Here is an 18,203-nt window from a genome sequence, read left to right on the forward strand (position 1 = left end):
TTGCCGGGCCTATGATTTTGTAGGTCGGGTCAGGCGCAGCCGCCACCCGACAAAACAACACTTTTAAAAGGATCTGAAGATGGCTACCCCACACATTAATGCAGAAATGGGCGATTTCGCGGACGTAGTATTAATGCCTGGCGACCCGCTGCGCGCGAAGCACATTGCTGAAACCTTCCTCGAAGACGTGCGTGAAGTGAACAACGTGCGCGGCATGCTGGGCTTCACCGGGACTTACAAAGGCCGCAAAATCTCCGTAATGGGCCACGGTATGGGTATCCCGTCCTGCTCCATCTACACCAAAGAGCTGATCACCGATTTCGGCGTGAAGAAAATCATCCGCGTGGGCTCTTGCGGTGCCGTGCGTATGGACGTGAAACTGCGTGACGTGGTCATCGGTATGGGTGCTTGCACCGATTCCAAAGTAAACCGTATGCGTTTCAAGGATCATGACTTCGCGGCAATCGCTGACTTCGGCATGGTACGTAACGCGGTAGACGCAGCCAAAGCGCTGGGCGTTGACGCGCGCGTCGGTAACATCTTCTCTGCTGACCTGTTCTACTCTCCGGACGGCGGCGAAATGTTCGACGTGATGGAAAAATACGGCATCCTGGGCGTGGAAATGGAAGCGGCTGGCATCTACGGCGTCGCGGCTGAGTTTGGTGCGAAAGCGCTGACCATCTGCACCGTGTCTGACCACATCCGTACTCACGAGCAGACCACTGCCGCTGAGCGTCAGACCACCTTCAACGACATGATCAAAATCGCGCTGGAATCTGTTCTGCTGGGCGATAAAGAGTAAGTTTGTTTTGTGCCGGGTGGCGGCTTCGCCTTACCCGGCCTACATTCTTTTCTCCCTCTCCCTGTGGGAGAGATACCGTCTTGTCGGTTATCCGGCAAGCGGTATTTCAGCATTAAATTCTCGTCCGGATTTCACCACGCCATAAGCCAGCTGGAGCAGTTTTCTCATCCCGGCACATACGCGTTCCTTCCCTGTTTTTCCTCTCGCTGCCAGCCTGTCCATCAGATTTTTAACCACCTCATTGCACCTTCCCGCCACCACTGCCGGCATATACAGCGCACTGCGCAGCTCTGCGTGACCTACTTTTGACAGCCTGCTCTTTCCTTTCCACATCCCCGACTCACAGCGCCGTGGATTCAGCCCGGCGTAAGCCACCAGTGCCTTACTGTCACTGAACCGTCTCAGATTACCCGCGAACGCCAGCAGGCTCACGCTCAGCATTTCACCGATCCCGGGGATGCTCTTCAGCAGTTCCCTGTCCCGCTTCAGGTCAGGGTTATCATCGATGTGCTGGCTGATTTTCTTTCGTGTTTCGTCAATCAGTTCATCCAGCATGGCGACGTGTTCATGCAGTGAGGGAACAATGACCTCGTCGGCTGCTTCAAGGCGGTTCATCTCCATCTGCCGCATCTCTTCCAGATTACGCAGGTGGCGTACCAGCGCCGTCAGCTGACGCTCACTCAGTGGTGCAGGATACCAGGGGGCGGGTTGATGCAGGGCGCAGTAGCGGGCTATCAGTGCCGCATCACTTTTGTCTGTTTTGTTGCGGGTCAGCTCCGTATTGCCAAACGCGTGTATGCGGGCAGGATTTTCGAGGCTGACACAGCAGCCGTTATCGGCCAGCAGGGTGGCAAGTTCAGTGCTGTAGCAGCCCGTCGCTTCCATGCAGACATGGCAGTCGCCAAAACGTGCCAGCCAACTGAGGAACTCGCGGCATCCGGCAGAGGTGTTGGGGAATTTTTTGGTTTTGTATTTCTGATTAGGCAGCAGGACGGCGACATCAAATTTGAGTTTGGCGATATCAACGCCGACAGGAATAAGCTCCATCATGGCACTCCGTAACCTTATGAATAATATCGCCGGACCATCCTTATATGTGGGTGCTCAGGGCACAGGATACCGTTCGGTCTTGAGGCGACAGGGAAACAGGTTACCGGGGCATAATCTCTCCCACGGGCTCAGTGGCACCAGGGCCGGGTGATGCTCACCGGTAACCTCCCGATGATCAGTCGGGGATCTTCTCCGCAGAAGCGGAGAAGATCAAGACATAAGGGCCGGGGTGAGGGCACCAGACCGCACCCAACCTCAACCGCCCGAATGATTCTTCCGGTACTGCAACGGCGTCTCGCCGATCCCCTTCTTAAACGCGCTGATAAAATACGTCACATCCGAAAACCCAACCCGCGCACCGATATCCCGTACGCTCTCGTCGCTGTGCAGCAGGCACTCACAGGCTTTTCGCAGTCGCAGCGTATTCAGGTAATCGTGAATTTTCTCGCCCGTCTCGGCGTGGAATTTACGCGAAACATAGCTGCGGGATTTACCCAGCTCAAGCGCCAGCGCGTCGAGGCTAAATTTGACCTGATAGTTCTCATCCAGCCAGAACATCACCTGGCTGGCGATCCCGTGACTGCTCCCCGGCGCGCCGTCACTGTCGTCCGGCAGCATGGCAAACAGCCCAACCAGCAGGCTGGCGATACTTTCGCTGTTCATCGGCGGCTGATAGCAGTTGAGCAGATGATTAATATGGATCTGACTTTGCGCCACGTCGGCCACCCACGCGGGTCCGCCGCGTCGCGACAGTTTTTGTAGCCGCTGCTGCGCCTGTGGAAAATCGCGCAGCACTTTCAGCAGCGCCCGGTGATCGAGATGGATAATGGTGCGGCGATAAATCGCCTCGGCTTGCTCATCCACCATCACTTTATGCAGGGTAAACGGCGGGAAGAAAAACATCCGCCCGGGACGCATGGTGTAGTGACGGTTATCGACGATCGCCACGCCAAATCCCTCTTCGACGTACAGAATTTCCAGACACTGATGCCAGTGGTGATAGCGCACGGTATTGGCGAACAGGCGGCTGAACGACACGATGGTGTCGTTGAGGGTGATCAGCTCCAGATGGTCGGATTTTGGCGAATCAAGCATAGTGCAATAAAACTCAACTTTTCCCCGTCTCCTTCTCGTTATAAACCACCTTTTTAAATTTTCTCAACTTCGGGTTTATTCATCTCTCTTCCCTGTGACACGGCTAACATTTCTGAGGGTTATGGATTCACTATTCTTTGCCGCAGATGATTACGAGGACGAGCGTATGTGGACGGCAAATAAAGAAACATCAAATCCATTGTCTTCCCGTCAGGATGTGGTGGCGGAGCTAAATTCCCTGTTGGGCGCGCTGGATAAGCAGTTTGCACCGGGCAGTTCACGCATTTCGCTGGGTGATACCTGCGCGCACTACGCGACGGATATTGCGCAGATGGAGGGGCTGTCGCGCGCCCTGTGGGGCCTGTTCCCGCTGCTGGCGTCTGGCGACAGCACGCCATACAGCGAGAAATACATCACCGCCATCAAACGGGGCACCGACCCGCAAAGCGCGGGCTACTGGGGCGAAACCGCGCCCTACGATCAGCGTCTGGTGGAGATGGCGGCCTACGGCCTCGGGCTGGCGCTGCTGCAAAACCGGCTCACGGATCTGTTCAGCGAGCGCGAGGTGCAGAACCTGCATACGTGGCTAAATCAGATAACCGATGCCCAGATGCCGGACAGCAACTGGAACTATTTTGCCATTATGGTCCAGCTCGGTTTTAAACGCGCCGGACTGCCGTTTGACCAGTCCGCCATCGATCGCCGCTTTGCGCTGATGGAGGCCTACTACCTCGGCGACGGCTGGTATTCCGACGGCGTAGGCCGCCCGAAAGACTATTACATCTCAATGGCGTTCCACTTCTACGGCCTGATCTACGCCACCCTGAGCGGTGACGAGGCGAGGGCGGCGGTGCTGAAAGCGCGCGCGCGCCAGTTTGCTGACGATTTCATTTACCTGTCCGCCGCCGACGGGGCGTCGATCCCGTTCGGGCGCAGCCTGACCTACCGTTTTGCGATGGTGGCCTTCTGGAGCGCGGTGGCATTTTCTGAGCTGGATGTGTTCACGCCTGGCATTGTGAAAGGCGTGATTCTGCGCCATCTGCGCTGGTGGCAGCAGCAGCCGATCCTCGATCGCGACGGTATTCTGACCCTCGGTTTTGCCTACCCCAATCTGGCGATGTGCGAGGACTACAACTCCCCTGGATCGCCGTACTGGGCGCTGAAAACTTACCTGATCCTGGCGCTGAAAGAGGATCACCCGTTCTGGCAGGCAGAGGAACAGCCGTTGCCGAAACGCGCGGAAAAACACCTGATCCCCAACGCGCAGCAGATCCTGATCCACGCCGATGATTCGCAGCACGTCACCCTGCTCACCGCCGGGCAGCTGGAGCTGAATAACTACGTCAACACCGAGGCGAAATACACCAAATTTGCCTACTCCAGCCGCTTTGGTTTCACCATTGAGCGCGGGCGCTACGGCATCAAACACGCCGCTTGCGATTCGATGCTGCTGCTCAGTGATGGTGATAACTACTTCCGCGGTCGTCGCGACTGCGAAGAGGTGCGCGTCGATGAGAATTTCATTTTCTCCCGCTGGTCGCCGTGGCACGACGTGCATATCGATACCTGGCTGGTGCCGTTCGGCGAGTGGCATTTGCGCCTGCATCGCATTGATAGTGCGCGCAAGTTGCAAACGGTGGAGGGCGGCTTCGCGGTGATCAAAACAGAACATCGCCTGCAGGGGCGCGGGTCTGTGCTGAATGCGGAAAATGGCAGCAGCGTGATTGTCGATCTCTCACCCGCGATGGCCCGCCAGCCCGACAGCATTGTTACGCCCCCGAACAGCAGCGTGATGTTTGCCCAGTGCGCGTCGATTCCTGTGCTCGCGGCTGAAATCCCGGTCGGGGAGAGCTGGCTCTGCTGCGCCGTCACTGCCTGTGGAGAACAGAAAAACTACGCGGTCACGCCGCGGCTACAAATCAACAATAACCAGGTCGTGATCCACGAGCCGGGAAGCGAACGTCAGTTGTCGTTCTTTATATAAACACTCTGGACCCTACAAGTTGGCGAGGATTCTATGAAAATCAGCTCAACGAATAAAACCGAATATTACAAAATCAGTACCTTTATTTTTCTCTATTTCTTTACCTGGTCGGCCAGTATTGGCCTGCTGGCGATCTGGCTCGGCCAAAAAGCGAATCTGAGCGGTTCGGTGATTGGCACCGTATTTGCGGTGAACGGCGTGTTCTCCGTTATTCTGAAACCGATTTATGGCTATATTCTCGATAAAATCGGCATGAGCAAATATCTGCTCTATTTTGTCGTCGCGATGTCGGCATTGATGGCTCCGTTCTTTATTTATGTCTATCAGCCGTTACTCATGTCCAACACGATGCTGGGGATTATTATCGGCGCGCTCTATTTAAGCTTCGCCTGGTATGCGGGCGTGGCGGCGTGCGAATCCTATTCCGACCGCTTTAGCCGCCTGAACGGCATGGAGTTTGGCCAGATCCGGATGTGGGGATCGCTCGGCTGGGCGGTGGCGTCGTCGTTCTCCGGGCTGCTGTTTAACCTCTCTCCGGCCTACAACTTCATCATGGGCAGCGTGGCGTCGGTCATCATGCTGATTGTCCTGCTGAACCTGAAAGTGAACACTAACTCCGTCCATGCGGGCGAGGTGCTGACCAAAGAGAAAATCGCGCCGTCAGACGTCTACGCGCTGCTGCGTAACCGCAAGTTCTGGGCCTTCTGCCTGTATGTCGCGGGCGTGGCGTGGATGATGTTTATTGCTGAGCAGCAGTTCTCGCGCTACTTCGTCACCTTCTTCGACGATGTGCATCAGGGCAACGCGGTGTTTGGTTATCTGGGCACCGTGCAGTCGGGGATGGAATTCCTGATGTATATGGTGATCCCGCTGTTCGTGAACTTTATCGGCGCCAAACGCGGGTTATTAATCGTCGGATTAGTGGTCGGCGCGCGCCTGATTATTTCCGGGATGTGCGATTCGCACCTGTTAATTTCGATTCTCAAACCGCTATACGGTCTGGAAATCTGTCTCCTGCTGGTATCGGTATTTAAATATATCGCCGAGCATTTCGATAAACGCGTGAACGCCACCATGTATTTATTAGGCTATCAGGCGATGCTGTATGTCGGCAACGTGGTGGTCTCTTCACCGGCCGGATATATGTATGACCGCATCGGCTTCGAGCAGACCTATATCATCATGGGCGCGACGGCGCTGACCTTTACGCTTATTTCTGCCTTTACCTTATCCGCCTGCCAGAGCAAATGGCGCGGCGCGCAGGCAATTAACGTCGCAGAACAACACCCATCACGCTAATTTTTGCTGTCAAAGAAGGAACCGAAATATGTTAAATCGTATCGCAGAGGAACGCCTGTCCGCTATTCCTGCACCCGTTGATGCGCGCGTGTTCAGGGATGAATTAAGCTCGGCGCGGGATCATGTCCTCGAACTGATTAGCCGTCATTTAACGGAGTTCGGTGAAAAATTCCCGGCGGAAACCTGTGAGGAGGGTTTTTATCCCCTGACGGACAACGTCGAGTGGACCACCAGCTTCTGGACCGGGCAGCTGTGGCTGGCGTGGGAAATGAGCGGCGACGAGAAATTCCGCGCGATGGCCGAGAAAAATGTGCGCTCGTTCGGCCTGCGCATCGCCGGGCGCCACGACACCAATACCCACGATTTAGGCTTTCTGTATACCCTGTCGTGCGTGGCGGCCTGGCGTCTGACCGGCAACCGCGAAGCGCGCGGTTTCTCGCTGCTGGCCGCCGAGGCGCTGCTTGAGCGCTTCCATGAGAAGGCGAAAATCATTCAGGCGTGGGGCGATCTTTCTGACCCCGAACAGGCCGGGCGGATGATCATCGACTGCAACATGAACCTGCCGCTGCTCTACTGGGCGACGGAGCAGACCGGCGATCCGCGCTTTGCTGGGGCTGCAAAAGCGCACGTGATGCAGGCGGCGACATACCTGATCCGCGAGGATGCCTCGACGTTCCATACCTACTATATGGACGTGAAAACCGGCGCGCCGCGCTACGGCAATACGCAGCAGGGCTATGCGGACGACTCTTGCTGGTCGCGCGGCCAGGCGTGGGGGATTTACGGCTTCCTGCTGAGCTACATCTACACCGGCGATGAGACGATGATCGCCCTGTCGAAACGGCTGGCGAACTACTTCCTCAATCGACTGCCGGAGGATTACGTCTGCCACTGGGATCTGGCGCTGGTGGGCACCGATGCGCTGCGCGATTCATCGTCGGCGGCGATTGCCGTGTGCGGCTTGCTGGAGCTGGTGAAGCATCTCCCGGTGACCGATCCGGATCGCGAGCGTTATCTGGAGTGGGCGAAAGGGATGATGTCATCGTTGACCCGTCACTATCTGATGGGCAAAGAGGAGAAGGGCAACGGGCTGCTGAAGCACTCGGTTTACCACCTGGCGAGCAACAAAGGGGTGGATGAGTGTGCGAGCTGGGGGGATTATTTCTACGTTGAGGCGCTGGTGCGGTTTACCCAGAGCTGGAAGTTGTACTGGTAATAAAAAAGCCCGGTGGCGCTGCGCTTACCGGGCCTACGAGTTAGGTTTTAAGGTTTTGTAGGCCGGGTAAACGCAGTGCCACCCGGCAACGTCCACAGAACTTAAACCCCTTGCTCCAGAATACGAATATGCGTTTCCAGAACGTTCCCTTTCACCGCTTCACTCCACGCTTTCATGTGCGCGGTTTGCAGATGCGCTTCCAGGTGTGCCACGGTTTCCCACAGTTCAACCATGATGATCGAATCGGGCGCGGTGGTCTGGAAGCTCACGCCGGCGGCGGTGTCGACCATCGGCGCATAGCCGTGGCAGCCTTCTTCTTTCAGCACGGTCGGGATAATCTTCGCAAATTCATCCAGCACCGCCTGACGGTGATGTTGACCTGGACGCGTACGGATTTCAGCAATAACAGTAAGCATGATTAACTCCTTCTAATTCCAGGCTACCAGTTAAGCAAAAATCTCAGCCAGATGCTTGCGATATTCTGCGATATAGCGCGGCACGTCCGGCATTTTAATCACGTCGTTGACGATAAAGGTCGGGAGTGGCTCCAGCGCCAGGAACTGGTTAGCTTTGTGGAACGGCAGGTAAGCACCGTCTACGCCGACGCCGTGGAAGAACTGATCTTCATCGGTGAACGCATCCAGCGGAGCATTCCAGGTCAGAGAGAGCATGTATTTTTTACCGTGCAGCAGACCGCCAGAACCGTACTTTTTGGACGCGTCGGAGCGGGTGCGGCCATCGCTGGCGTACAGAGAACCGTGACCTTCGGTGAAGACATCATCCATGTACTTTTTCACGGTCCACGGCGCGCCCATCCACCAGCCCGGCATCTGCCAGACAATCACGTCGGCCCACAGGAAGTTCTGCACTTCGGCCTGAATGTCGTAATCGCTGTCGGCGCGCACGACCTTAACATCATGCCCGGCGTCGCGCAGGAAACCATCCGCGACCTCGGTCAGGGTGTCATTCAGTTGGCCGTTGGAGTGGGCGAATTTTTTCGCACCGTTGATAATCAGAATGTTGCTCATTATTTGTCCTCAGACTGGCGAGTTTGGCAGTCATGTTACCCGTAATAACGGTGCAGAAAAATGAGCAAAATGTGCAAAGTCTTTTGCTCATAGGGCAATAATCCGACTACCAGCTCACCGTCGCCTCAAACCCGCCTTCGCGCGCATTGGCAAGGGTGACCCGCATCCCGTGTAGGGTGGCGATACGTTTGACGATGGATAATCCCAGCCCGCTACCGGTCTGTTCCTGGCCCGGCGGACGATAAAAACGCTCGCCGATGCGCGCTAAATCGGCAGCAGAAATTCCCGGTCCGTTGTCGCGCACGATAAAACGGGTGGCTTCCAGGGTGACATCTACCACGCTTCCGCGCGGGCTGTAGCGCACGGCATTATCCAGAAGATTGCGCACCAGCAGGCTCAGCAGCAGCGGCTGTCCGGAGCGCACCACCTCAGGCGCGTGGATGTTCAGACGCAGTTCGATGCCCGCCTGCTGCGCCGGATGGTAGCTGTCCATCACCGCCGATTGCAGCAGATCCGCCAGCGCGATCGGCTGGACATCATCGAGATTTTCCAGCGAATCAAGCCGTGACAGGGTGAGGAGCTGATCCACCAGCCGCGAGGCGCGGTCGATCCCCGCGTGCAGCTGTTTGAGCGCTTTTTCCTGCGCCTGTGGGTCGTCGAGTGACAGCTGCGCCACTTCGGTCTGCACCTTCAGAGCGGCCAGCGGGCTGCGCAGTTCGTGGGCGGCATCCGAGGTAAAGCGCCGCTCTCGGGTCATCATCTCCTGGGTGCGGGAAAACAGATGATTCAGGGCGTCGAGCAGCGGGCGCACTTCCGTCGGTAGCCCGTCGGTCGCAAGCTGATCGGTTGCATCGGGTGACCGCTGGCGCAATGTCCGGGCAAGATTTTTCAGCGGACGCAGTTCGCGGGCGAGTAACACAATCAGCAACAGCAGCATCAGCGGGAGCGCCACCAGCCACGGGGTGAGCTGTGAGGTGACAATATCCAGCGCCATCTCCTGGCGATACTCCCACTCCTGGCCGACCACAATCCGGTATTTGCCGTTCGGCGCGCTCAGCCACAGGAATCGCCATTCGTCGTTATCATCCTTCAGCCGCCCGTCCGTAAAACCGTCGCGGCGATAGTGATAAGGAATATCCCGGCCATTCTCGCCGTCGTTGAGCAGCATTTTCCCGTCGGCGGAGTAGATGGCAAACGCCAGCGCGTCATCATCCAGATGGCCGTGTTTGGCTTTTTTCGGCACGTCGCTCATGCGCACCGGCGCGTTGAGCTCGTCGAGATCCATGGTCATCAGCCGTTTGGCAAACAGCATCTGCTGGGTATCGAACAGCTTATCGAGCTTGTGGGTGGTCTGCTGCCAGGCGACGACGCTGGCCGCCAGCCATGCGCCGAGGGACAGCACCAGAAAAAGCAGCGTCAGGCGCAGCTTCAGGCTCAGGCGTTGAGTCAGTTTCATGCGTCACCCAGGGTATAACCGATGCCGTGCACGGTGCGGATAAAATGGCTGCCGAGCTTGCGCCGTAAATGGTGGACGTGGACTTCGACGGCGTTGCTGGAGACGTCGTCGTCCCAGGTATAAAGCTTCTCTTCGATCAGTTTGCGCGGCAGAACCCGGCCCGCGTTGCGCATCAATAGCTCCAGCAGGGCGAACTCTTTTGGTTTGAGGACCAGCGTTTCGCCGTTGAGGGTCGCGACCAGACTGACCGGGTCGAGCGTGACCGGGCCGTGGCGCAGTTCGCTGCGGGTTTTGCCGTGGCTGCGTCGCACCAGCGCTTCGAGGCGCGCCGCCACTTCGATCAGAGCAAAGGGTTTGCACAGATAGTCGTCCGCGCCGAGCCGCAAACCTTCGACGCGCTGATCGAGAGCATCGCGCGCGGTGAGGATCAGCACCGGCTCATTGCGCCCGTTTTCGCGCCATTCGCGCAGAATGTCGAGGCCGTCCATGCCCGGCAGCGTCAGGTCGAGCACCACCGCATCAAAAGGCGCGGTGTAAATTGCCGCTTTACCGGTGGCTCCGTCGGTGAACCAGTCCACGCTAAAGCCCATTTTCGTTAAGCCCGCCTTGATGCCGTCACCAATCAGCCGGTCGTCTTCTACCAGTAAAATGCGAATGTTCCCTCCTTGATGCCGCGAGATAAGTGCAGTAAACCCTCTGTGACATCATGCTGTACAGCAATAAAATTTATATTTTCCCCTTAAGAAGTCGTTAAGGTTTACCCTGTTTAATGGCATTCGACACCACATTAAAGGGAGAGAAAACGATGAAAAAATTCGCAGCCATTACGGCAATCATGATGATGACCACGGCCCCGGTATTTGCAGCAGAGGGCGGATTCAACGGCCCGTCCGCCACACCGGCACAAACCCAGACCCAGCAGGGCGGTTTTGTCGATAACGACGCCAACCTGACCACCGCGGCCAAAGTGAAAGATCAGAAGGACGACAGCTGGGTCAAACTGCGCGGGAACATCACCGAGCGCCTGTCCGATGACCGCTATCTGTTCCGCGATACCACCGGCACGGTGAATGTGGAAATTGACCACAAACGCTGGAACGGACAGACCATCAGCCCGCAGGACAAAGTCGAGATCCAGGGTAAGGTCGATAAAGAGTGGAACGAGTTTGAAATCGACGTGAAACAAGTCATCAAACTGAGCAAATAATGATGAAAAGGGCCGATTCCGCGGCCCTTTTTCTTTGTGACTCAACTCGTCAGATAGGGTAGTATCTGCGGCAATATTGCCTGAAACCCACAGGTTTCTGAGTTGAGGAATGACATTTAATGAGCGATATGGCAGAGCGCCTCGCGCTACATGAATTCACTGAAAACGCCTATCTGAACTATTCCATGTACGTCATCATGGACAGGGCACTGCCGTTTATCGGCGATGGCCTGAAACCGGTTCAGCGTCGCATCGTTTACGCGATGTCTGAGCTGGGCCTGAGCGCCAGCGCCAAATTCAAAAAATCCGCCCGTACCGTGGGTGATGTGCTCGGTAAATACCATCCGCACGGCGACAGCGCCTGCTACGAAGCGATGGTATTAATGGCGCAGCCGTTCTCTTACCGTTATCCGCTGGTCGACGGCCAGGGAAACTGGGGAGCACCGGACGATCCGAAATCCTTCGCGGCGATGCGTTATACCGAATCCCGCCTCTCTAAATACGCAGAACTGCTGCTCGGCGAACTCGGCCAGGGCACGGTGGACTGGGTGCCAAACTTCGACGGCACCATGCAGGAGCCGAAAATGCTGCCTGCCCGTCTGCCGAATATTCTGCTGAACGGCACCACCGGTATCGCCGTGGGCATGGCGACGGATATTCCGCCGCACAACCTGCGCGAAGTGGCAAAAGCCGCGATTACCCTGATTGAACAGCCGAAAACCACGCTGGATGAGCTGCTGGATATCGTGCAGGGGCCGGACTATCCGACCGAAGCGGAGATCATCACCTCCCGCGCCGAAATCCGCAAAATCTACCAGAACGGTCGCGGCTCCGTGCGTATGCGCGCGGTGTGGAATAAAGAAGACGGTGCCGTGGTCATTACCGCGCTGCCGCACCAGGTGTCCGGCGCGAAAGTGCTGGAGCAGATCGCCGCCCAGATGCGCAACAAAAAGCTGCCGATGGTTGACGACCTGCGCGACGAGTCGGACCACGAAAACCCGACGCGTCTGGTGATTGTCCCGCGCTCGAACCGCGTGGATATGGACCAGGTGATGAACCACCTGTTCGCCACCACCGATCTGGAAAAAAGCTACCGCATCAACCTGAACATGATCGGTCTGGACGGTCGCCCGTCGGTGAAAAACCTGCTGGAGATCCTGACCGAATGGCTGGCGTTCCGTCGCGATACGGTGCGCCGCCGTCTGAACTATCGTCTGGAAAAAGTCCTCAAGCGCCTGCATATCCTCGAAGGTTTGCTGGTGGCGTTCCTCAATATCGACGAAGTCATCGAGATTATCCGCTCCGAGGACGAACCGAAGCCGGCTCTGATGTCGCGTTTTGGCATCAGCGAAACCCAGGCTGAAGCGATCCTTGAACTGAAATTGCGCCACCTCGCCAAACTGGAAGAGGTGAAAATTCGCGGCGAGCAGGACGAGCAGGCGAAAGAGCGCGATCAGCTGCAGGCGATTCTGGCGTCCGAGCGCAAGATGAGCAACCTGCTGAAGAAAGAGCTGCAGGCGGATGCAGAAGCGTTCGGCGACGACCGCCGCTCACCGCTGCACGAGCGCGAAGAAGCGAAAGCGATGAACGAGCACGACATGCAGCCGTCTGAACCGGTGACGATCGTGCTGTCCCAAAGCGGCTGGGTGCGCAGCGCCAAAGGCCACGATATCGACGCGCCGGGCCTGAGCTACAAATCCGGCGATAGCTTCAAATCGGCGGTGAAGGGCAAGAGCAACCAGCCGGTGGTGTTCCTCGATTCCACCGGACGCAGCTACGCCATCGACCCGATCACGCTGCCGTCGGCGCGCGGACAGGGCGAGCCGATCACCGGCAAGCTGACGCTGCCGCCGGGTGCGACCGTGGATCACATGCTGATGGAAGGCGAAGAGCAGAAACTGCTGATGGCCTCCGACGCCGGTTACGGTTTCATCTGTACCTTCAACGATCTGATTGCCCGCAACCGCGCGGGTAAAGCGATGATCAGCCTCCCGGACAACGCGCACGTGATGCCGCCGATGGTGATTGAGAACGACAGCGATATGCTGCTGGCGATCACCCATGCCGGACGCATGCTGATGTTCCCGGTCAGCGACCTGCCGCAGCTGTCGAAAGGCAAGGGCAACAAGATCATCAACATTCCGTCGGCGGAAGCGGCGAAAGGCGAAGACGGGCTGGCGCATCTCTTTATTCTGCCGCCGCAAAGCACGCTGACCATTCATGTCGGCAAACGTAAGATCAAACTGCGTCCGGAAGAGTTGCAGAAAGTGGTGGGTGAGCGCGGTCGTCGCGGCTCGCTGATGCGCGGTCTGCAGCGTATTGACCGCGTGGAGATCGACTCACCACTGCGCGCGAAATCGGGCGATAGCGAAGAGTAATCTCGCCTCTCCCCCTCCGTTCCGGAGGGGGTTCTCGCTAAAAATTTTCCGTCTTTATATAAAGTCCTTACCTGACTGACATTGGAGTATATAATTGTCAGCGGTCAGGGCTTCTGAGGTCGCTATGCTATTCATTGTTCGTTCAATTCTCACCGTTATCTACTGCATTCTGGTCTGCGTGTTCGGCTGCATTTACTGCCTGTTCAGCCCGCGTAACCCGAAGCATGTTTCCACTTTTGGTCGTATGTTTGGCCGACTGGCCCCGATGTATGGCCTGAAGGTCGAAACCCGCCTGCCGGAAGGCGCGGAAAACTTCGGCAACGCTATCTATATCGCCAATCATCAGAACAACTACGATATGGTCACCGCCGCGAACATCGTGCTGCCGCCGACGGTCACCGTCGGTAAAAAAAGCCTGCTGTGGGTGCCGTTCTTCGGCCTGCTGTACTGGCTCACCGGCAACCTGCTGATCGACCGTAATAACCGCGCTAAAGCGCACAGCACCATCGCCGAAGTGGTGAATCACTTTAAGAAACGCAAAATCTCTATCTGGATGTTCCCGGAAGGGACGCGCAGCCGTGGTCGCGGTCTGCTGCCGTTTAAAACTGGCGCGTTTCACGCCGCAATTGCAGCAGGCGTTCCGATTATTCCTGTGTGTGTTTCCAATACTTCGAATAAGATTAATCTTAACCGCCTGAAAAACGGGCTGGTGATTGTGGAAATGTTGCCGCCGGTCGACACCAGCAAATACGGTAAAGACCAGGTTCGTGAACTGGCTGCCCATTGCCGCGAGCTGATGGCGCGTCAAATCGAAGTGCTCGACAAAGAAGTCGCAGAGAGAGAAGCCTCCGGCAAGATCTAAGCCGGAGTTACAGGGAAATGAATTCCCGGGTTTTATCGTCGTTTCACATGGAGCAAATATGTCACTCAGTCGGCGTCAGTTTATTCAGGCTTCGGGAATCGCCCTTTGTGCTGGCGCGGTTCCGCTGACAGCCAACGCCGCCGGGCAGCAACAGCCGCTGCCCATTCCGCCGTTACTGGAGTCCCGTCGCGGGCAACCGCTGTTCCTGACCATGCAGCGCAGCCACTGGAGCTTTACTCAGGGCACGCGCGCGTCGATCTGGGGCGTGAATGGCCGCTATCTTGGGCCGACGATCCGCGTCTGGAGCGGGGATGACGTGAAGCTGATCTACAGCAACCGCCTGGCGGAAAACGTCGCCATGACCATCAGCGGTTTGCAGGTGCCTGGCCCGCTAATGGGCGGCGCGGCGCGTATGATGACCCCGAGCGCCGACTGGGCGCCGGTGCTGCCGATTCGCCAGAGTGCCGCGACCTTGTGGTATCACGCCAATACGCCAAACCGCACCGCGCAGCAGGTCTATAACGGTCTGGCGGGGATGTGGCTGGTGGAAGACGAAGTGAGTAAATCGCTGCCGATTCCGAACCATTATGGCGTCGACGATTTCCCGGTCATTATTCAGGACAAACGCCTCGATAACTTTGGCTCGCCGGAGTACAGCGAGCCGGGCAGCGGCGGTTTTGTCGGTGATACGCTGATGGTCAACGGCGCGCAAAGCCCGTACGTCGAAGTGTCCCGCGGCTGGGTGCGTCTGCGTCTGCTGAATGCCTCCAACTCGCGTCGCTATCAGCTGCAGATGAGCGATGGCCGCGCGCTGCATGTGATTTCCGGCGATCAGGGCTTTTTACCTGCGCCCGTTTCCGTCAAACAGCTGGCGCTGGCCCCGGGCGAACGGCGTGAAATCCTCGTGGATATGACCAACGGGGATGAAGTGTCGATTACCTGCGGCGAGGCGGCGAGCATCGTCGACCGTATTCGCGGCTTCTTCGAACCGTCCAGTATTCTGGTCTCAACGCTGGTGTTAACCCTGCGCCCGACCGGTCTGTTGCCGCTGGTGACGGACAGCCTGCCGATGCGTTTACTGCCGGACGAGATCATGAGCGGAACGCCGGTGCGCAGTCGCGATATCAGTCTCGGCGACGATCCGGGCATCAACGGCGCGCTGTGGGATGTGAACCGCATTGATATCACCGCCCAGCAGGGCTCCTGGGAGCGCTGGACCGTGCGCGCGGAAATGCCGCAGGCGTTCCACATCGAAGGGGTGAGCTTCCTGATCCGCAACGTTAACGGCGCGATGCCGTTCCCGGAAGACAGGGGCTGGAAAGATACGGTCTGGGTCGACGGGCAGGTGGAACTGCTGGTCTACTACGGTCAGCCTTCGTGGCCGCACTTCCCGTTCCTGTTCCACAGCCAGACGCTGGAGATGGCGGATCGCGGTTCAGTGGGGCAGCTGCTGGTGAATCCGCTGGTGTAATTTGCATCTATACGCCGGGTGGCGGCTTCGCCTTACCCGGCCTACAAACCCTGGAACCCAGGCCCGGTAAGCGCAGCGCCACCGGGCATCAGCGGCACCTGCCCGCACAATACCCCTTCATTTCACGTATAAATCCAGCGTATAATCCCCGCCCTTTGTTTATTTTTTCTTCGGAAGCATTATGAGCGCAATATCCCTGATCCAGCCGGATCGAGACCTCTTCTCCTGGCCCCAGTACTGGGCGGCCTGCTTTGGACCGGCGCCATTCCTGCCGATGTCCCGCGAAGAGATGGACCAACTGGGCTGGGACAGCTGCGACATTATTCTGGTGACAGGCGATGCCTACGTCGATCACCCGAGCTTCGGCATGGCGATCTGTGGCCGTATGCTGGAGGCGCAGGGCTTCCGCGTGGGGATCATCTCCCAGCCGGACTGGAACAGCAAAGAGGCGTTCATGAGCCTCGGCAAACCGAACCTGTTCTTCGGCGTCACCGCCGGGAACATGGACTCGATGATCAACCGTTACACCGCCGATCGCAAACTGCGTCACGACGATGCTTACACCGCCGATAACGTCGCGGGCAAGCGTCCGGATCGCGCCACTTTGGTTTACACCCAGCGTTGCAAAGAAGCATGGAAAGACGTGCCGGTCATCCTGGGTGGCATCGAAGCGAGCCTGCGCCGTACCGCGCATTACGATTACTGGTCTGATACCGTGCGCCGTTCGGTGCTGGTGGATTCCAAAGCCGACATGCTGATCTTCGGCAACGGCGAGCGCCCGCTGGTGGAAGTGGCGCACCGTCTGGCGCAGGGCGAACCGGTGGGCAATATCCGCGACGTGCGTAATACCGCGATCATGGTGAAAGAGGCGCTGCCGGGCTGGAGCGGAGTGGATTCCCGCATCATCGATATGCCGGGCAAAATCGACCCGATCCCACATCCGTACGGCGAAGATCTGCCGTGCGCTGACAACAAACCGGTCGAACCGAAGAAGGCCGAAGCCAAAGCCGTTGTCGTGCAGCCGCCGCGCCCAAAACCCTGGGAAAAAACCTACGTGCTGCTGCCTTCCTTCGAGAAAGTGAAAGCGGACAAAGTGCTGTACGCCCACGCGTCACGCATTCTGCACCACGAAACCAACCCTGGCTGCGCGCGTGCCCTGATGCAAAAGCACGGCGAGCGCTATATCTGGGTCAACCCACCGGCGATCCCGCTCTCTACCGAAGAGATGGACAGCGTTTTTGCCCTGCCGTACAAACGCATTCCGCACCCAGCGTATGGCAACAGCCGCATTCCGGCGTACGAGATGATCCGCTTCTCGATCAACATCATGCGCGGCTGCTTCGGCGGGTGTTCATTCTGTTCGATCACCGAGCACGAAGGGCGCATTATCCAGAGCCGCTCGGAAGATTCGATAGTTAACGAGATCGAAGCCATTCGCGACTCGGTTCCGGGCTTTACCGGCGTGATCTCCGATCTCGGTGGCCCAACGGCCAACATGTATATGCTACGCTGCAAATCCCCGCGCGCGGAGCAAACCTGCCGCCGTCTGTCGTGTGTCTATCCTGACATCTGTCAGCACATGGACACCAACCACGAGCCGACGATCAACCTCTACCGCCGCGCTCGCGATCTGAAAGGCATCAAGAAGATCCTGATCGCCTCCGGCGTGCGTTACGACATCGCCGTGGAAGATCCGCGTTACATCAAAGAGCTGGCGACCCACCACGTCGGTGGTTATCTGAAGATTGCCCCTGAGCACACGGAAGAGGGCCCGCTGTCGAAGATGATGAAGCCGGGCATGGGCAGTTACGACCGATTCAAAGAGCTGTTTGATACCTACTCCAAACAAGCGGGTAAAGAGCAGTACCTGATCCCGTACTTCATCTCCGCGCACCCCGGTACGCGCGATGAGGACATGGTGAATCTGGCCCTGTGGCTGAAGCAGCGCCGTTTCCGCCTCGACCAGGTGCAGAACTTCTATCCGTCGCCGCTCGCGAACTCGACGACCATGTATTACACCGGCAAGAACCCGCTGAGTAAGATTGGTTATAAGAGTGAAGATGTGGTGGTGCCGAAGGGCGACAAACAGCGCCGTCTGCATAAGGCCCTGCTGCGCTATCACGATCCGGCGAACTGGCCGCTGATCCGTCAGGCGCTGGAAGATATGGGTAAAAAGCATCTGATTGGTTCGCGCCGCGAGTGCCTGGTGCCTGCGCCAACGCTGGATGAGATGCGCGAAGCGCGTCGTCAGAACCGCCATACGCGCCCGGCATTGACCAAGCATACGCCGGTGGCGCATCAGCGTCAGACGCCGGCGGCGAACAAAAAACGTGGGAAAGTGGCGGGGCGTTAAGC

General features: G+C 57.6%; 15 protein-coding genes. 9 read left to right on the forward strand and 6 right to left on the reverse strand.

Annotated elements, in window-relative coordinates:
- Positions 1 to 79 precede the first annotated feature (79 nt).
- On the forward strand, positions 80 to 802 hold the full coding sequence (gene deoD, locus AC3WS9_RS03465; protein ID WP_095280675.1) for a purine-nucleoside phosphorylase: 723 nt from the start codon (positions 80 to 82) through the stop codon (positions 800 to 802).
- Positions 803 to 889: 87 nt separating this feature from the next.
- Here deoD and AC3WS9_RS03470 read toward each other — a convergent pair whose 3' ends face one another.
- Together AC3WS9_RS03470 and AC3WS9_RS03475 are read right to left on the reverse strand one after the other, a co-directional pair.
- A complete protein-coding gene (locus AC3WS9_RS03470; RefSeq protein ID WP_492486735.1) occupies positions 890 to 1,852 on the reverse strand; it encodes an IS110 family RNA-guided transposase in 963 nt (320 codons plus the stop codon).
- Positions 1,853 to 2,107: 255 nt separating this feature from the next.
- Positions 2,108 to 2,947, reverse strand: a complete 840-nt coding sequence (locus AC3WS9_RS03475; RefSeq protein ID WP_492486737.1) for a helix-turn-helix transcriptional regulator — start codon at positions 2,945 to 2,947, stop codon at positions 2,108 to 2,110.
- A 166-nt stretch (positions 2,948 to 3,113) separates the two neighbouring features.
- Between AC3WS9_RS03475 and AC3WS9_RS03480 the strand changes: the two genes are divergently transcribed.
- From AC3WS9_RS03480 to AC3WS9_RS03490, 3 genes are read left to right on the forward strand one after another with little or no spacing between them, the layout of a single operon-like run.
- Positions 3,114 to 4,931, forward strand: coding sequence for a DUF2264 domain-containing protein (locus AC3WS9_RS03480; protein WP_492486739.1), 1,818 nt, complete (start codon positions 3,114 to 3,116; stop codon positions 4,929 to 4,931).
- Between the two features lie 33 nt (positions 4,932 to 4,964).
- Positions 4,965 to 6,230: an oligosaccharide MFS transporter gene (locus AC3WS9_RS03485; protein WP_282494300.1), complete on the forward strand. Its 1,266-nt coding sequence runs from the start codon at positions 4,965 to 4,967 to the stop codon at positions 6,228 to 6,230.
- A 28-nt stretch (positions 6,231 to 6,258) separates the two neighbouring features.
- Positions 6,259 to 7,446 carry a glycoside hydrolase family 88 protein gene (locus AC3WS9_RS03490; RefSeq protein ID WP_492486741.1) on the forward strand — a complete coding sequence of 396 codons (1,188 nt, stop codon included), beginning with the start codon at positions 6,259 to 6,261 and terminating at the stop codon, positions 7,444 to 7,446.
- 101 nt (positions 7,447 to 7,547) lie between these two features.
- On the opposite strand, the gene AC3WS9_RS03495 is transcribed toward AC3WS9_RS03490, so the two are convergent.
- From AC3WS9_RS03495 to qseB, 4 genes are all read right to left on the reverse strand, one after another.
- Complete coding sequence (locus tag AC3WS9_RS03495; protein WP_285148391.1) at positions 7,548 to 7,862, reverse strand: putative quinol monooxygenase; 315 nt, start codon at positions 7,860 to 7,862, stop codon at positions 7,548 to 7,550.
- Between the two features lie 30 nt (positions 7,863 to 7,892).
- Entirely contained in the window at positions 7,893 to 8,474 is a 582-nt protein-coding gene (locus AC3WS9_RS03500; RefSeq protein ID WP_103948117.1) for an NAD(P)H-dependent oxidoreductase, read from the reverse strand.
- 106 nt (positions 8,475 to 8,580) lie between these two features.
- The gene (gene qseC / locus AC3WS9_RS03505) at positions 8,581 to 9,930 is read right to left on the reverse strand and encodes a quorum sensing histidine kinase QseC (protein ID WP_492486744.1); all 1,350 of its coding nucleotides are present in this window, start codon (positions 9,928 to 9,930) and stop codon (positions 8,581 to 8,583) included.
- The gene (gene qseB, locus AC3WS9_RS03510; protein WP_492490298.1) at positions 9,927 to 10,586 is read right to left on the reverse strand and encodes a quorum sensing response regulator transcription factor QseB; all 660 of its coding nucleotides are present in this window, start codon (positions 10,584 to 10,586) and stop codon (positions 9,927 to 9,929) included. The genes qseC and qseB overlap by 4 nt, the downstream gene beginning before the upstream one ends.
- Positions 10,587 to 10,735: 149 nt before the next feature.
- On the opposite strand from qseB, the gene AC3WS9_RS03515 reads away from it, so the two are divergent.
- From AC3WS9_RS03515 to AC3WS9_RS03535, 5 genes are all read left to right on the forward strand, one after another.
- Positions 10,736 to 11,137: a YgiW/YdeI family stress tolerance OB fold protein gene (locus AC3WS9_RS03515; protein WP_282494305.1), complete on the forward strand. Its 402-nt coding sequence runs from the start codon at positions 10,736 to 10,738 to the stop codon at positions 11,135 to 11,137.
- A 119-nt stretch (positions 11,138 to 11,256) separates the two neighbouring features.
- A complete protein-coding gene (gene parC, locus AC3WS9_RS03520) occupies positions 11,257 to 13,515 on the forward strand; it encodes a DNA topoisomerase IV subunit A (protein ID WP_492486746.1) in 2,259 nt (752 codons plus the stop codon).
- 124 nt (positions 13,516 to 13,639) lie between these two features.
- The gene (gene plsC, locus AC3WS9_RS03525; protein ID WP_282494307.1) at positions 13,640 to 14,377 is read left to right on the forward strand and encodes a 1-acylglycerol-3-phosphate O-acyltransferase; all 738 of its coding nucleotides are present in this window, start codon (positions 13,640 to 13,642) and stop codon (positions 14,375 to 14,377) included.
- 58 nt (positions 14,378 to 14,435) lie between these two features.
- The gene (gene ftsP, locus AC3WS9_RS03530) at positions 14,436 to 15,848 is read left to right on the forward strand and encodes a cell division protein FtsP (RefSeq protein WP_282494308.1); all 1,413 of its coding nucleotides are present in this window, start codon (positions 14,436 to 14,438) and stop codon (positions 15,846 to 15,848) included.
- Positions 15,849 to 16,029: 181 nt separating this feature from the next.
- Positions 16,030 to 18,201, forward strand: coding sequence for a YgiQ family radical SAM protein (locus AC3WS9_RS03535; RefSeq protein WP_282494309.1), 2,172 nt, complete (start codon positions 16,030 to 16,032; stop codon positions 18,199 to 18,201).
- Positions 18,202 to 18,203: the final 2 nt, after the last annotated feature.

The organism is Lelliottia sp. EB106-05-01-XG201 (assembly GCF_058791735.1).